Origin of the sequence: Citrobacter sp. wls716 (assembly GCF_005280975.1) — a bacterium.
In the GTDB taxonomy this organism is placed as follows: Bacteria; Pseudomonadota; Gammaproteobacteria; order Enterobacterales; family Enterobacteriaceae; genus Citrobacter; species Citrobacter youngae.
Map to the genome: position 1 here is coordinate 363,914 of NZ_SZWX01000025.1, position 15,426 is coordinate 379,339.

The 15,426-nt window shown below is 54.7% G+C and carries 15 protein-coding genes and 1 pseudogene; 7 read left to right on the forward strand and 9 right to left on the reverse strand.

Annotated features, from left to right (window positions below; translation table 11 throughout):
• Window positions 1–24: 24 nt before the first annotated feature.
• Together FDX24_RS09625 and FDX24_RS09630 are read left to right on the forward strand one after the other, a co-directional pair.
• Window positions 25–921, forward strand: coding sequence for a 2-dehydro-3-deoxygalactonokinase (locus FDX24_RS09625; RefSeq protein WP_061066883.1), 897 nt, complete (start codon window positions 25–27; stop codon window positions 919–921).
• Window positions 914–1,537: a 2-dehydro-3-deoxy-6-phosphogalactonate aldolase gene (locus tag FDX24_RS09630; RefSeq protein ID WP_061066884.1), complete on the forward strand. Its 624-nt coding sequence runs from the start codon at window positions 914–916 to the stop codon at window positions 1,535–1,537. Before FDX24_RS09625 ends, FDX24_RS09630 begins: the two co-directional genes overlap by 8 nt.
• Before the next feature lie 47 nt (window positions 1,538–1,584).
• Here the strand turns inward: FDX24_RS09630 and uhpT are convergent, their stop codons facing one another.
• From uhpT to uhpA, 4 genes are all read right to left on the reverse strand, one after another.
• Complete coding sequence (uhpT, locus tag FDX24_RS09635) at window positions 1,585–2,976, reverse strand: hexose-6-phosphate:phosphate antiporter (RefSeq protein WP_115642655.1); 1,392 nt, start codon at window positions 2,974–2,976, stop codon at window positions 1,585–1,587.
• A 141-nt stretch (window positions 2,977–3,117) separates the two neighbouring features.
• Complete coding sequence (locus FDX24_RS09640) at window positions 3,118–4,446, reverse strand: MFS transporter (protein WP_048213754.1); 1,329 nt, start codon at window positions 4,444–4,446, stop codon at window positions 3,118–3,120.
• Window positions 4,447–4,455: 9 nt separating this feature from the next.
• Window positions 4,456–5,958: a signal transduction histidine-protein kinase/phosphatase UhpB gene (gene uhpB / locus FDX24_RS09645; protein ID WP_137364201.1), complete on the reverse strand. Its 1,503-nt coding sequence runs from the start codon at window positions 5,956–5,958 to the stop codon at window positions 4,456–4,458.
• Complete coding sequence (gene uhpA, locus FDX24_RS09650; RefSeq protein WP_003023923.1) at window positions 5,955–6,548, reverse strand: transcriptional regulator UhpA; 594 nt, start codon at window positions 6,546–6,548, stop codon at window positions 5,955–5,957. The genes uhpB and uhpA overlap by 4 nt, the downstream gene beginning before the upstream one ends.
• Before the next feature lie 26 nt (window positions 6,549–6,574).
• On the opposite strand from uhpA, the pseudogene FDX24_RS23835 reads away from it, so the two are divergent.
• Window positions 6,575–6,667 (forward strand): annotated as a pseudogene (locus FDX24_RS23835) (hypothetical protein); the annotation flags it as partial.
• Between the two features lie 36 nt (window positions 6,668–6,703).
• Here FDX24_RS23835 and ilvN read toward each other — a convergent pair.
• From ilvN to ivbL, 3 genes are all read right to left on the reverse strand, one after another.
• Window positions 6,704–6,994, reverse strand: a complete 291-nt coding sequence (gene ilvN / locus FDX24_RS09655) for an acetolactate synthase small subunit (protein WP_137364202.1) — start codon at window positions 6,992–6,994, stop codon at window positions 6,704–6,706.
• Window positions 6,995–6,997: 3 nt separating this feature from the next.
• Window positions 6,998–8,686, reverse strand: coding sequence for an acetolactate synthase large subunit (gene ilvB / locus FDX24_RS09660; RefSeq protein ID WP_137364203.1), 1,689 nt, complete (start codon window positions 8,684–8,686; stop codon window positions 6,998–7,000).
• Between the two features lie 107 nt (window positions 8,687–8,793).
• Window positions 8,794–8,892, reverse strand: coding sequence for an ilvB operon leader peptide IvbL (ivbL, locus tag FDX24_RS09665; RefSeq protein WP_003827118.1), 99 nt, complete (start codon window positions 8,890–8,892; stop codon window positions 8,794–8,796).
• 520 nt (window positions 8,893–9,412) lie between these two features.
• On the opposite strand from ivbL, the gene tisB reads away from it, so the two are divergent.
• The 3 genes from tisB to emrD all read left to right on the forward strand — a co-directional run bounded on the left by tisB (window position 9,413) and on the right by emrD (window position 11,837).
• Window positions 9,413–9,502 (forward strand): type I toxin-antitoxin system toxin TisB, encoded by a 90-nt coding sequence (gene tisB, locus FDX24_RS09670; protein ID WP_003023909.1) that lies wholly within the window; start codon window positions 9,413–9,415, stop codon window positions 9,500–9,502.
• 123 nt (window positions 9,503–9,625) lie between these two features.
• On the forward strand, window positions 9,626–10,459 hold the full coding sequence (locus FDX24_RS09675; RefSeq protein ID WP_115601262.1) for a DMT family transporter: 834 nt from the start codon (window positions 9,626–9,628) through the stop codon (window positions 10,457–10,459).
• A gap of 193 nt (window positions 10,460–10,652) precedes the next feature.
• Window positions 10,653–11,837 (forward strand): multidrug efflux MFS transporter EmrD, encoded by a 1,185-nt coding sequence (emrD, locus tag FDX24_RS09680; RefSeq protein WP_048213759.1) that lies wholly within the window; start codon window positions 10,653–10,655, stop codon window positions 11,835–11,837.
• Here the strand turns inward: emrD and FDX24_RS09685 are convergent.
• Together FDX24_RS09685 and dsdC are read right to left on the reverse strand one after the other, a co-directional pair.
• Window positions 11,764–12,846, reverse strand: coding sequence for a cellulase family glycosylhydrolase (locus FDX24_RS09685; RefSeq protein WP_137364217.1), 1,083 nt, complete (start codon window positions 12,844–12,846; stop codon window positions 11,764–11,766). The genes emrD and FDX24_RS09685 overlap by 74 nt on opposite strands.
• 78 nt (window positions 12,847–12,924) lie before the next feature.
• The gene (dsdC, locus tag FDX24_RS09690; RefSeq protein WP_061068784.1) at window positions 12,925–13,851 is read right to left on the reverse strand and encodes a DNA-binding transcriptional regulator DsdC; all 927 of its coding nucleotides are present in this window, start codon (window positions 13,849–13,851) and stop codon (window positions 12,925–12,927) included.
• Window positions 13,852–14,080: 229 nt separating this feature from the next.
• Here dsdC and dsdX point away from each other — a divergent pair, with 229 nt between their 5' ends.
• Window positions 14,081–15,418: a D-serine transporter DsdX gene (gene dsdX, locus FDX24_RS09695; protein WP_115601261.1), complete on the forward strand. Its 1,338-nt coding sequence runs from the start codon at window positions 14,081–14,083 to the stop codon at window positions 15,416–15,418.
• Window positions 15,419–15,426 lie beyond the last annotated feature (8 nt).

A 15,426-nucleotide genomic window follows, 5' to 3' on the forward strand; every position in this document is an offset into this window, starting at 1 on the left:
ATCTTTTCGTATCAGGAATGATGTATGTTCAATTCAGAGAATTTTATTGCCGTGGATTGGGGCTCCAGCAACCTGCGTATTTGGGTCTATCAACAGAATCAATGTGTCTGGCAACACGCCGATCAGAATGGTGTACTCAAGCATAATCCTGACGCATTCAAAGATACCTGGCTAACACTGCTAAGTTTGTGTCCGCAGCCATTAAGCAAAGATACAACCGTCATAATGAGCGGTATGGTGGGCAGTAATATCGGTTGGGTAGATAGCCACTATTTGCGTTGCCCAACCCCGTTAAGCGCATTATCGCAGCATCTGACAGCGGTTGAGGATGCGGGTCCTTTTCCCACTTTCATCGTACCGGGTCTGCAAATTGCCGGACCGAAAACCTACAACGTCATGCGTGGAGAGGAAACGCAACTTTTTGGCGCCCTGACTGATGACCTCTGGTACGTCTTCCCTGGGACACACAGCAAATGGGTTCAGGTGCAAGAGGGTATCGTCTGCGATTTTCAAACTATCATGACCGGCGAGTTTTTTCATTTGCTCTCCCACTATTCCATAGTGGGAAAAAATGCCGGGGAACAAAACACGAACATTCAGGCTTTTTTAGACGGAGCCGAACGTGGCTGGAATGAAACGTGTTTATCCCGCAGCGTATTTGACCTCAGAGCTCGAATACTCAGCCATTCCTTGCCACCCGACACGCTATACGAATCTCTCTCAGGATTACTGATTGGCCACGAAATCGCGCAAATGCTACAGCATTACGCCATTAACACCGGGGAAGAAGTCGTTTTGGTAGGCAATGAAGATTTGCTCAGCCGCTATCAAAGTTTGTTTCATCATTTCGGTTATCGCTGTCGTCTGTGCAATGGTGAAAAAGCATTTATTAATGGTATCAGGAGACTTTTACATGAATAGCCGTAACCCTTTGGTCGCCATTCTGCGCGGGGTGAAGCCTGATGAGGTGCTGGCTCATATTGACGCGCTGATCACAGCTGGCTTCAGCACAATAGAAATACCGCTGAATTCTCCAGACTGGAAAAGCAGTATTGCTTTGGCCGTGGAGCATTATGGCCAGACGATAAAAATCGGTGCAGGGACGGTTACTCATGTCGCGGATATCAGCACTCTCTCTTCACTTGGATGCGCATTTATCCTTACACCCAACACCGATCCGGAATTAATTGATGCCGCCAAAGCGGCCCAAATGAAAACCTGCATCGGTTGCCACACAGCCAGCGAAGCATTTCTTGCACTCAGGCACGGCGCAGATGGACTGAAAATTTTCCCTGCGGGAGAACTGGGACCGAATTACATCCGGGCATTAAAAGCGGTTTTACCTCCTCAAACACCTTTATATGCCGTAGGCGGAATTCGCCCTGACAATCTGTCTCATTACCTGAATGCAGGTTGTTACAGTGCCGGATTAGGCAGCGATCTTTATCGCATTGGGCAATCTGTCCACCAAACTGCAACAAATGCGAAGTTATTTGTTGAGGCTTATAACAGCTACTGTCAGCATAATGAGGCATAAAAAAGCCCGCCATTAAGGCGGGCAAAAGTTACCAATGCACACTTAACTTAAGCGACTTTCAATTGTTGAATCTTTTTCTCGCGACGAATTTTACGTTCTTCAAACACGGCCACGATGGCCATCAGGCAGATACAACCGATGGCGGCGGTGTCCAGCGCGGCGAAGGTTCCTGCCCAGCCGGTGAGGCCGAAGACCGGCGTACCATCAGCAATCATCCCCAGACCCAGCTTGGCGAAGCTGTCACCAATCAGATAGGCGAATGTCCCTTTAATCCCATCGGCTGCGCCGATCGCTTTTTTCGGCACAAATCCGACTGCCGCAACGCCGATTAACAGCTGCGGACCAAACACCAGGAAGCCCAGCGCAAACAGCGAAGCCAGATAAACGTACTGGTTGCTGGCGTGCTGATAAACGCCCAGTGTCGCAATGATTAATGCCAGCGCCACGCAGGCCACCAGCGCCCGGCGACCATTCGCCAGATCGGAGAGCCAGCCCCACAGCAGCGTGCCGACCAGCGCGCCCACTTCAAAGAGAGTAAAGCCCTGAATCGCCACTTCTTTGGAGAGCTTCAGCTCCTGGAAAGCGTAGACGGTGGACCACTGGTCAATACCGATACGCACCACGTACAGGAAGATGTTCGAGAAACACAGCAGCCAGATCACTTTGTTTTTCAGCACGTACTCAACAAAGATCTGCCATTTGGTCATCTCGTTTTCTTCGGTCTCTTTGTCTTCTTCGCTGATCTCCTCACCGAACAACTCTTCGGCTTTACCGAGGCCATACGATTCCGGGGAGTCGCTGCCATAGCGCAGGCCGATAAAGCCAACAATCAGGGCGATAATCGACGGGAAGATAAACATACCGATGACGTGACCGTCGAACAGGTAGTTGGCGCCAAACAACGCCACACCTGCCGCACCGGCACCGCCGAGGTTGTGGGAGATGTTCCACATACCGAGATACGATCCACGCTTACGACGCGGCGTCCATTTGGTGATGGTGGAATAACTACACGAGCCGCCGGTACTCTGGAAGAAGCCGCTCAGCGCGTAAAAGGCGATCATCAGAAACAGGCTGGTCGAACCAGCCCCCATGCTGGCGCTAAAACCGAGCATACAGATGGCGGAGAGAATCAGCATAAACGGCAGGAACTGCTTGGTGTTTTTGCCATCCGCGTAATAAGAAACCAGCGTTTTACCCACGCCGTAGGTGATGGAAAAGCCCAGGCCAATCATCCCCAGTTGCGTCATGCTCAGCCCGTAGGTGGAGATCATGTCGTTCTGCGCGATGTTGAAGTTTTTGCGGATCAGGTACATGGTCAGGTAGCCGATGAAAACTACCAGATAAGACTGCATGAACGGTTTGAACCACATTTTGCGCCGCACATCGAGCGGCAGATCCAGGGTTGGCTTGCGCACCTGGTTTAAGAAGGCCAGCATAGGACTCTCCGAGCTAATTTTTATACCTGCGAATAGCAGGCATTGTAAAAATCAGCCGGGGATCACGCCTGAGACAGCGTCCAGGTGAAACCGGGAAAATTTCTTAGTTTTACCCCACTCGGGGCAAAAAGGTGAGGTACATCACGCTTCACCAGGCTCACGCGGCGCCTGGGCATTCAAAAACGGCAACAGCAACAGCGCGGAGATCCCCGCGGCGATGGCGATAACCACAAAGAATCCGGTCCAGTGCCAGACTTCCATTACCTTCGCCAGCGGCCAACCGGAGAGCGAAGCGCCCAGGTAAGCAAACAGCCCGACAAACCCGGTCGCCGCCCCAGCCGCCTCTTTGTGCGAGCACTCCGCCGCCGCCATACCAATCAGCATTTGCGGGCCAAAAACGAAAAATCCGGTGGTGAAGAAGCACGCTGCCTGCATCACGTAGCTGGCGAACGGCATCAGCCACAGCGAACCGACGGAAAGCAAAATCCCGGCGGCAAAAATCAGGTTCATTGGCCCACGATTGCCGTTGAACAGCTTATCTGACCCCCAACCCGCCACCAGAGCCCCAATAAACCCGCCCAGTTCAAACATGGTCACCGCGGTGTTGGCGGTCACCAGATCGACCCCCAGCGTTTCTGACATGTACAGATTACCCCAGTCATTGATCGCCGCACGTACCACGTACACCAGCACATAACACAACGACAGCAGCCAGATGTAGGGATTCAGCAACACATAGCGAGTGAGAATTTCTTTGCGGGTTAAGCCTGCGCCCTCCTGCTGCTGGGCAATTTCTAACTCATCATGTCGCCAGTCGCCAACCGGAGGTAAGCCAATCGCCTGCGGCCTGTCGCGCAACCGCCAGCACAGGAAAAATCCGACCACAATCGCCAGTATTCCGGCAATCATCATTCCTGCACGCCAGCCATAATGCAGCGCCGTCGCCGCCATCACCATCGGGATCAGCGCCCCGCCGACGTTATGCGCGGTGTTCCATAGCGCCCACCAGCCACCGCGTTCGGTACGCGAATACCATGCGGTCAATAAACGCGCACAGACCGGCGACCCCCAGCCCTGGAAGAACGCATTCAGTGCCCACAGTAGCGCAAAGGCCCAAAGCGAGGTCGAGAAACCGAACAGGATGTTTACCACGCCGGTTGCAATCAAACCAATGCCCATAAAATAGCGGGCGTTGGAACGATCGCTGACAATACCAGAGACAAACTTCGACAGGCCGTAAGTGATGTAAAACAGCGTTGCCAACAGGCCAATGTCGCTGCGGGTCAGCACACCGCTGGTGAGGATATCCGGCACCGCAGCGTTGAAGCTTTTGCGCGTGAAATAGAACAGCGCGTAGCCAAGCCAGATGGTGGTCAGAATATGCCGCCGCCAGTAGCGATAACGGGCATCTACCTCACTTTTATTGGTAATGTGTGGCGCATTAGCCGGGGCTTTTAGAAACTGAAACATTGCCATTCCTTACACATAACGCTGAGGCAAAGAGACGCTGACCCGCGTACCGTGCGTACAGGATATCGAAAGCTTACCGCCGAGGGCCGTAATGCGCTCACGCATCCCGGTGAGGCCAAATCCCTGCTTATTCGAACCCGGCGGCAGGCCGCTGCCGTCGTCCTCAATCACCAGCATCAGTCGTTCATCCTGTTGCCAGCCCTGAAGTGTCACCGCGCTGGCGTTGGCGTGCTTAACGATGTTGTTCAGCCCTTCCTGGCAGACGCGAAACAGCGTCACCCGCTGGCTTTCGCTGAGTGCAGATTCGTCAATTCGCCAGTCGAGATGGCTGACGATGCCGCGGCTTTCCAGCTCCATTTCACGCATCAATGAGCGGATGGCCTGCTCCAGCGTGAGATCGTCCAACTGGCGTGGTCGCAGGCGGCCTAACAGGCGACGCACCGAATCGTACACGCCGAGAGAAAGTTGTTCGATGTGTGCCCCGCTACGCTTCACCCCTGCGTTTTCCGGCGCCAGGCGCTGGACAATACCCGCCTGGGTACGAATGGCGGTGATGGTTTGGCCGATATCATCGTGCAGTTCACGCGCCACGTCGCGGCGCACGCTTTCTTCGGTTTCCAACAAACGCTCGGCCAGCCGATGATTACGTGCCAGCTCGTTTTGCAGCGACTGGTTGAGTTCACGCAGGCGCTGAATACCCGCGCCGAGCAGCAACCCGGTCAGGCTTTGCACCAGCAGCGAGAGCAACAGGTCGACGGGATGGTCGTGCCAGGTCTGGCTGGCAATCAGCGCGATGGCATTCATTAGCGTTGCGATCAGCGCCCCCTGCCAGCCATAGTGCCAGGCAAGTGCAATAATCGGTAGCGCGAGGCAAAACGGCGTAAAGCGCGACAATTCATTCGGCAGACCCAACTGCAACCACAGGCTGACACTGAACAACAGCAGGTACCAGACCAGATGTCGTCCGCGCCAGTTCACAGGTTGAGAAACCACCGCCGGTCCCAGCGGCAGCCAGGTGGTGCTGGTCAGATAGTGCCAGAATACCAGGCAGATCGGCGCCAGCGTTAATCCGCCGGTGAGGGTCAGCAGTAGCGCGTTCCATGCCTCTTCACCCTGCCCAAGCCAGGGCAGCGATTGCAGCAATGCCGCCGCCGTAAGCGCCGCGCCCTGCAACAGCAGCGTACGCCAGTCACGCTGGTGGCGGTATCGCGATATCAGCATCACCGGGAGTAACGTGAGGAAGCTGCCGATCATCAAAAGTGGCAAATGGGCCAGCGCCACTTCCTGCGCCAGCCAGAACAGAAGCAGCCATTCCGCACCCAACAGTACCGGCCAGTAGCCGCGCGGACATTGCAGCATTAAGCCCAGGCGCAGGCCGAATGGAAACAGCAGCACTGCCAGCTCCGGGCGTTCAACCAGATGCAGGCTGATGCTCCACAGGCAAAACCATGCGGCAGAGAAGATAAAAAAGCAGGCAACAATGGTGACTAACCGGGAAAAGAACGTGTTCATTGCCAGCCGTCAAACATCCGCCGAGCCAGTTCAACATCGTTGCTTACGCCCAACTTTTCCATCAGGTTGGCGCGGTGCACGTGTACCGTTTTTGGTGACAAGCCCAGTTCAGCCGCAATCTCTTTGACTGCCATCCCTTGCGCCAGTTTTTCTGCCACCTGACGTTCACGTTTGGTGAGCGGGTCCTGACGCCCGGCCGCCAGTTTGACGGCGATGTCCGGCGTCAGGTAACAGCCGCCAGTCGCCACGGTATGCACCGCTGCGATCAGCTCATCCGGGCTACAGCGTTTAGAAAGGAAACCACGCGCGCCCGCGTTGAGCGCCTGCTCCACCAGCGCCGGGCTGTCGTGGACGGAGAGCATGATAATCGCCATGCCTTTTGGCAACTGGCTTAACAGTTCGAGGCCGGAAATGTCAGGCATGGAGATGTCACAGATACAGACCTGCACGCCGCGCCCCGGCAATCCTGCCAGCGCCTCGCTACCTGAGCCAAACTCAGCCACAACCTGCAAATCGGGTTCCAGCCCCAACAGTTGGGCAAACCCGGAACGGACGATAAGGTGGTCGTCGATAAGGGCAACGGTAATCATGGGTTATGTCCTGGTGCTGGAAAACGCCTGATGGCGCTGCGCTTATCAGGCCTACGGGCGGGTGCCGCTGTAGGCCGGATAAGGCATTTATGCCGCCATCCGGCAAAAGCGCTTACCTTAACGATAAGCGCTCTACCGTTCAAGCCTTGAGCGAACTACTCAAAGAAGACGGCGATTTTGTTAAACATCGACGGGTCGGACTGGTTGCGCGCCACTTTCACCACATCTTCCAGTTTGTCGATCTGGCTTATCATCTGCTCCAGACGCTGGTCATCATTCACCAATAGCCAGATACGGCTCTTATCACTGTCCTGAATCGGTAGACAGAGGATACCTTCCACGTTGAACGCACGGCGGGCAAACAGCCCACAAACGTGGGTCATTACACCCGGGTGGTTGCGTACGGTGAGTTCCAGGATTACGTTGTCATGAGTCTGCTGTTGCATGGCTTATTCCCCCACCATTTCAGTGTTTGCCGCACCCGGCGGTACCATCGGATACACTTTTTCTTCTGCATCAATACGTACGTGGATCAGCGCGGGTCCTGGACGATTGATTATCTCCTGCAGCGCCGCCTGTGGGTCCGCTTCGTTATTCAGATCACAGGTTTCGAGACCAAAACCAGCGGCAATCTGCATAAAGTTAATCATCCCCGGATAGGTCGCAGCAAACACGCCTTGCTTATAGAACAGGCTCTGCTGCTGATACACCAGACCCAGTGCTTCGTTATTCATCAGGATAATTTTAATATCCAGCTGATTTTCGCTGGCAGTCGCCATTTCCTGAATATTCATCATCAGGCTGCCGTCGCCGGAGAAGCACAACACTTTCTTGTCCGGGTTCGCCAGCGCCGCACCAATCGCCGCAGGCAGGCCAAAGCCCATGGTTCCCAGACCGCCGGAGGTCAGCCACTGGCGCGGACGGTTCAGCGGGTAAGCCTGTGCCGCCCACATCTGGTGCTGGCCGACGTCGGTAGTGATAATCGCGCTGTCGTCCACGCAGGCGGCAACGGCGTTAATCAGCCCATAATGGCTGAGCGGATCGCTTTCCTGTGGAATAGTACAAGGGAATTCGCGTTGTAAATCGACCACCATCTGATGCCACGCGTCCCGCGGTTGTGCCTCAATCAATGGGATCAGCTGTTCCAGCACCTCATCGACATCTGCCTGAATGGCCACGTGCGGCTGTTTGATTTTACCCAGCTCCGCGCGGTCAATATCCACGTGGATGATTTTGGCATTCGGGCAGAACTGTTCGGTTTTACCAATCGCCCGGTCATCAAAACGTGCGCCAAGAACAATCAGTAAATCAGCCTCTTGCAGAATAAAGTTGGTGCTGCGCGCGCCATGCATACCCAACATGCCTAACGACAGCGGATGCGCTTTTGGCAGCATGCCCAGCGCCATCAACGTCATGGTGGTAGGCAGTTTTGCTTTTTCGGCCAGCTCACGAACGCGCTCCGGCGCGTTAATCACGCCGCCGCCGAGGTACAACACCGGACGTTGTGCCGCATTAATCATAGCGGCAGCATCGCGAACGCTGTCCGCGCTAAAGGTTGGCGCAGGGGCTTTTTCTGCAGGCTCCGGCATCTCTTCAATTTCAAATACGGCTGTTTGAATGTCCTTAGGTATGTCTATCCACACCGGGCCTGGGCGTCCTGACTGCGCAATGCGGAAGGCATCGCTCATGACCTGCGGTAATTCATTGATATGGCGAACCAGATAATTGTGTTTGGTGATGGGGATAGAGATGCCGTAGGTGTCGACTTCCTGGAAGGCGTCGGTGCCGATCATCGAGGCCGGAACCTGACCGGTGATACACACCAACGGGATGGAATCCAGGCGCGCATCGGCAATAGCGGTCACCAGGTTGGTTGCGCCCGGTCCGCTACAGGCCATACAGACGGCGGGTTTACCCTCGGTTCGTGCCATCCCCTGGGCGATAAACCCCGCACCCTGCTCGTGGCGCGCCAGGATATGACGGATTTTCGTGCTTTGGCTCAAGGCGTCGTAGACGGGAAGAATTGAGCCGCCAGGAATACCGGTGACCACTTTAATTCCCTGACGTTCCAGGAAATGAACGATGAATTCTGCGCCCGTAAAACGCGTACGCTTGGATGTTATGCCCGAACTTGCCATGCTCCAGTCCTTTTATTCTGGGCCTTTGCTCCGGGCAGGTCTCTGAAACGAAAAACCCCGCCCGGTTTGCGCCGGCGGGGTTTTGGAATCGTGTGTTGTTCCGGACCCTACGGCGCATTGCCGACGACCACCACCACACGCACGACGACCGCTGCGCGAGATGGCGCAGTTTTTAGTAGGGTCGCAGTCAGCATGGAAGGGTTCATTAGGGGCCTTGTCTGTTTGTTGGTTAACAGGATTTATACAAACACAGGTTTTTCAGCGTGACAATGGAAAATTTTTCATCTGCGCAAAAATGCGCCAAAGATCACGTTTATCTGTACGCAATGTAAAAACAAAAAACCCCGCCGGGGCGAGGTTTTTTTCAGGGTTTGCGGCTGGTAACCGCAGAACACACTGTGTTACGTCAACGCAAGAAGTATACGCGATCGGGAACGAACGCGCAATTTAAGGCACGGATTTTGACGTTTCTGAGTATGGATCGCTTTGCGGATTTTGTCCATAAAATACTGTTCATACATACAGTATTTATCTATACTGTAAATGTTCGCAGTGCGCGAGGGGGCCGCTGTTTTACCGGCGCATCAAAGTCCTGGCTGAAACGGGTGGTGCCGTCAGCGCCTTAACCCCCTAAGTGAGCACACTGTGTTACGTCAACAAAGGTGCTGGCAACAGGCAGCGGCGAGGTACGCCAGCACCGTGCTCCTTGTACCAAAAGGAGAGCGTATGAGCCTCGTGGATATCGCTATTCTTATCCTCAAACTCATTGTTGCAGCACTGCAACTCCTTGATGCCGTTCTGAAATACGTTAAGTAATTCAGATTCAAGTCGCACCTAAGGGGGGCGGGTAACACTCCGCTCCCCTTTCACCTTCTCCCTGGTGCTTGTGTCGTGCCAATGTGTTACGTTTTTATGACATCCTCAGGGAAGAATTCCGCCATGACGCTTTCTGTTTTCTGCATTTTGCTGTTCGCCGCACTGCTGCATGCCAGCTGGAATGCCATCGTAAAAGCGGGAAACGACAAGTTGTACTCGGCTATAAGCGTCAGCGGAACCGCTGCGATTATGGCGCTGATTTGTTTACCCTTTGCGCCGCAACCCTCTGCCGCCAGCCTGCCGTTTTTAGCTGTCTCAACCGCATTACAGGTGGTCTATACCGTCCTGGTCGCTAAAACCTATCAGGTTTCGGATATGAGCCAGACCTATCCTCTGATGCGCGGCACAGCGCCGCTGCTGGTCGCGATTATCAGCGTCCTGTTTCTTGGCGATAGCCTCTCGCTACTCGCCTGGGTGGGGATTGCCACCATCTGTCTGGCTATTCTCGGGATGGCATTTAACGGACGCTGCGGCTCGCAACGTGGGATTATCCTGGCACTCATTAATGCCTGTTTTATCGCCGGTTATACGCTGGTTGATGGCACCGGTGTTCGGCTTTCAGAAACCGCGCTGGGCTACACGCTGTGGACCTTCTTTCTGAACGGCTCCTGCCTGCTGGGTTGGGCGATGATCGCCCGACGCCGGGAAGCGTCACGTTATCTGGTACAGCAGTGGAAAAAAGGTATTCTTGGCGGGATTGGTACGATGGGGTCTTACGGCCTGGCACTGTGGGCGATGACTCAGGCCCCGCTGGCGGTGGTCGCTGCACTGCGTGAAACATCCATTCTGTTTGGCGCACTGCTCGCATGGCTGCTGCTGAAAGAAAAGGTTGCCGGAATACGTCTTGTCGCGGCTGCAGGTATTGCCGCCGGCGCAGTTTTACTCCGCTTATCATGATCGCGTTGTAAACCCGATGTAATCCGGCAACATTTGTTGCCGCTTTTTGTTTACATTTCCTGCCGTCCAGCACATAAACATTCCAGCCCACTATCTGGCCTTCTTTTTCTGTTGTGGTAGATTCCACGCGCATTTACGGGAAAGTGCAGCACCTTATTCTTCTTTTTTCTCTTTTTTAAAAGTAATCAGCGAAATGAAAAGGCATAGAAGCGTCAATTTGTTGTTGATGTTGGTATTACTGGTGGCGGTAGGTCAGATGGCGCAAACCATTTATATCCCCGCGATTGCTGATATGGCGCGTGAACTGAACGTTCGCGAAGGCGCGGTGCAAAGCGTAATGGCTGCCTACCTGCTGACCTACGGCGTGTCGCAACTGGTTTACGGTCCCCTTTCAGACCGCGTAGGGCGCCGCCCGGTGATCCTCGCCGGGATGTCTATTTTTATGCTGGCCACGCTGGTCGCCATTACCACCCATAGCCTGACGGTACTGATTATCGCCAGTGCCATCCAGGGGATGGGAACGGGCGTCGGCGGTGTGATGGCGCGAACCTTACCGCGCGATCTGTACGAAGGCACGCAACTGCGCCACGCCAATAGTCTGTTAAACATGGGGATTCTGGTCAGTCCGCTGTTAGCTCCGCTGATTGGCGGCATGCTGGATACAGTGTGGAACTGGCGCGCCTGCTATATTTTCCTGCTGATTCTGTGTGCGGGTGTGACGTTTAGCATGGCGCGCTGGATGCCGGAAACACGGCCTGCGGGTGCGCCGCGTCCACGGCTGATCGCCAGCTACAAAACCCTGTTTGGTAATAGCTCTTTCACCTGTTACGTGCTGATGTTGATCGGCGGTCTGGCGGGCGTTGCGGTCTTTGAAGCCTGCTCCGGAGTATTATTGGGCGCACGGCTCGGTCTAAGCAGCATGGCGGTCAGCATCCTGTTTATTCTGCCTATTCCGGCGGCGTTTTTCGGCGCATGGTTCGCCGGTCGCCCTAATAAGCGTTTCTCGACGCTAATGTGGCAGTCGGTGACCTGCTGTCTGGTAGCGGGTTTAATGATGTGGATCCCAGGGCTGTTTGACGTGATGAACGTCTGGACGCTGCTGGTTCCTGCCGCACTGTTTTTCTTCGGTGCCGGAATGTTGTTTCCGCTGGCAACCAGCGGTGCAATGGAGCCTTTCCCGTTCCTGGCAGGCACGGCTGGCGCGCTGGTTGGGGGATTACAGAACATTGGTTCCGGCGTGCTGGCATGGTTTTCTGCCATGCTGCCGCAGACCGGGCAAGCCAGTCTGGGCCTGCTGATGACCCTTATGGGGCTGTTGATTTTTGTTTGCTGGCTTCCGCTGGCATCACGCGTGTCGCATCAGGGACAGGCGGTTTAAGCGTATGATGGCCCGGCTTATCGCCGGGCTTTTCGCATTCTGGCGCGATCATCGTCGTCAGCAACGGCTCCAGCGCCGGACGCCAGGCCCCTTCTTCGCCATCATAGAACTGCGTATCCGCATTGATAGCATAGGGGATTTTCGCCTTGCGCAGTTCACATGCCATAAACCGTGCAAATGCAGTTTGCGCGGCAGAAGGCGCGTTTTTGATGGTCTCTCCCGGCGACCAGCCCCCCACCCAACTGAGATGACCCGTTTTCTGTTGCCAGTGAATGGCTGTATTAATACGGGCGCGAATGGCGGCTTTTTCTGCCGCAGTCCCCGACGTCCAGGGATACTTACCGTTATTTTTTAGCGGCCCCCACGGGAAGATATGCCATTCAGCCAGAACGGTATTCTGACTTTGCGGCGGTAATTTCAGATTAGGCAAATCTTCCGGTGCCGCGCGCAGTCGCGGAGCAATGAAAATCATCCGCTGCGGTGAAATGGCGTGGATTGTGCGAATCGTTTTGTCGTACACCCGATTGAGCGAAGTCTGATTGTGATTAAGCTTATCGGCAGGCTCATATATCAGGTCGAAACCCAGCAACGGCGAGCCTTGACCAAAGTAATGCGCCACCGCCACCCACCAGTTAACAACCTCTTTTTCGTTACCGGCGCTGGGGTCTTTTTTATATTCGTCAGCCTGATAGGCAATGATCGGGATCACGCCGTATTGCTCGCAAGCCTCTACCAGCTTGCGCAAATGGATGAGCCTGGCTTCTGTTGGCTCACCAGCCACACGAATACGCACATGAGAGATCCCCTTCGCCTTGAAATCCCGTACCACCAGCGGATCGAACTCGCGGATACCGCGATCTGTGCGAGCCCAGTCTACGTCCATTCCAACGCCAAGCTGCTGCGCATACAGCGCCGCCGTCAGCACAGGGGGCGCGGCATACACGGTGGCGCTGGCTAACAGTAAAAGGGAAACAATCGGCTTTAACACGGTCGTCCTTACGCAAATCATCAGGAGTGATATCACGTATTTAGCATGCTTTTTCACTTTCCGTGTAGAGAGAAAGCGTAAAAAATATTCGCGGCCCGCTTATTTAACCTGCTCCTGCAGCCAGCCAATAAATGCCTCGATTTTTGGCCACTGCCTGCCGGGCAGCGTGGTGATGTAATAGTGTTGATGGCATTTCAGCGCCATATCACCGAAAGGCGCGACCAGTTCCCCGCTGTCGAGACGTTTCTGCACCAGCCGCTTTCGGCCCATCGCCACGCCGATATGGTTCATGGCGGCAATTACCGCTAAATCAGAACGATCAAAGCCGATACCCGATGATGTCGGCAAATTCACGGCAAAATGCTGCGCCCAACTGTGCCATTCATCGGTTCCTGAGTCGTTACTCCATGCCTGTCTGTCATGCAGCAAGGTGCAGTGCGGCAAATTCACCAGCGAACCGGTAAGGTCATGGCGGCGAGCGTAGTCCGGGCTGCATACCGGCAGGATCTCTTCATCCATCAGGAAGTGGTGCGTAAGCTGCGCGGAGGGCGCATCGTCAAAATAGATAGCCAAATCGACCCCGGCACGCTGTAAATTGACGTTGTCGTTGCCGGTCAGGATGGTCAGTGAAATTGACGGGTAGCGACGGGTAAAGTCACCGAGCGCCGGAACCAGCCAGCACTGGGCGATAGAAGGCCGTGAGTAGACGGTAAGCGTCCCGGACAGCTCCTGGTTTTTAATATCGAGGATTTCCTGATTCAGCGTATCCAGCGACGATTTCAGCGCCCAGAACACCCGCTTACCCTCGTGGGTGAGTTCCACTTTACGGTGTGAACGGACAAACAGCTGAATGCCCAGCTCATCTTCCAGCTGATTAATGCGATGGCTGACGGCGCTGGGGCTTAACGACAGCTCATCTGCCGCCAGCGCAAACGACTGATGCCGGGCCGCCACTTCAAAGGTATACAGCTTTGACAGCTGCCAGCCATTGAGCAGCCGGTTTCGGCCCTCGCGTAGGGGATCCAAACTCACCTCCAGTCCTCCTGATTCATGCGCCGGAGTGTAAAAAAGTTCGCTGTAAAAATCAGCACAAAGATGAATCAAGGTGAATCATATCGCATAAATGCAGCGTAATTAGACGTAAATCACTCATTTGATGCAATCTGGCTCATGTGAAAGGAGATTTATATCGTTTGTCAGACGGTGCCTTATTTTTGTCCAATAACCTTATATTAATCACAGGGCAAGGTGAGCTATGCACTCTCAAATCTGGGTTGTGAGCACGCTGCTGATAAGCATCGTGTTAATCGTTTTGACCATCGTGAAGTTCAAATTCCACCCGTTTCTGGCGCTGCTGTTAGCCAGTTTCTTCGTGGGTACGATGATGGGGATGGGGCCGCTGGATATGGTCAATGCCATTGAGAGTGGCATCGGCGGTACGCTGGGCTTCCTCGCGGCGGTTATCGGCCTTGGGACCATTCTGGGCAAAATGATGGAAGTGTCCGGCGCAGCCGAACGCATCGGTCTGACGCTGCAGCGCTGCCGCTGGCTTTCCGCCGACGTCATTATGGTGCTGGTCGGGCTGATTTGCGGGATCACGCTGTTCGTTGAGGTCGGCGTGGTGCTGTTGATTCCATTGGCCTTTTCGATTGCTAAAAAAACCAATACCTCATTACTGAAGCTGGCGATCCCGCTGTGTACGGCGCTGATGGCGGTACACTGCGTGGTGCCGCCGCATCCGGCGGCGCTGTTCGTGGCCAACAAGCTGGGCGCAGACATTGGCACCGTGATTGTCTACGGCTTACTGGTGGGCTTGATGGCATCGCTAATCGGCGGGCCGTTGTATCTGAAATTCCTCGGCAACCGTCTGCCATTTAAACCGGTACCGGCTGAGTTTTCCGATCTCAAGGTACGCGATGAAAGTACGCTGCCGTCGCTGAGCGCCACGCTGTTTACCGTGCTGCTGCCAATTGGCCTGATGCTGGTCAAAACCGTCGCGGAACTGAACATGGCGAAAGGCGGTACGCTGTATACGCTGCTGGAGTTTATCGGTAACCCGATCACCGCGATGTTTATTGCCGTTTTCGTGGCCTATTACATTCTCGGTCTGCGTCAGCACATTGGTATGGGGGCATTGCTGACCCACACCGAAAACGGTTTTGGCTCGATTGCTAACATTCTGCTGATTATCGGTGCAGGCGGCGCATTCAACGCTATCCTCAAGAGCAGTGGGCTGGCGGATACCCTGGCGCTGATCCTCTCAAACATGCATATGCACCCGATTCTGCTGGCATGGCTGGTCGCACTGATTCTGCATGCCGCGGTGGGTTCTGCCACGGTAGCGATGATGGGCGCAACGGCAATCGTTGCCCCGATGCTACCGCTGTATCCCAACGTTAGCCCGGAGATCATCGCCATTGCCATCGGTTCCGGCGCTATTGGCTGCACGATCGTCACCGATTCCCTGTTCTGGCTGGTGAAGCAGTATTGCGGCGCCACCCTGAATGAAACGTTCAAATACTATACGACCGCGACATTTATTGCGTCCGTTATTGCACTGGCTTGCACATTCCTGCTTTCCTTTATTATCTAAGCGCGAAG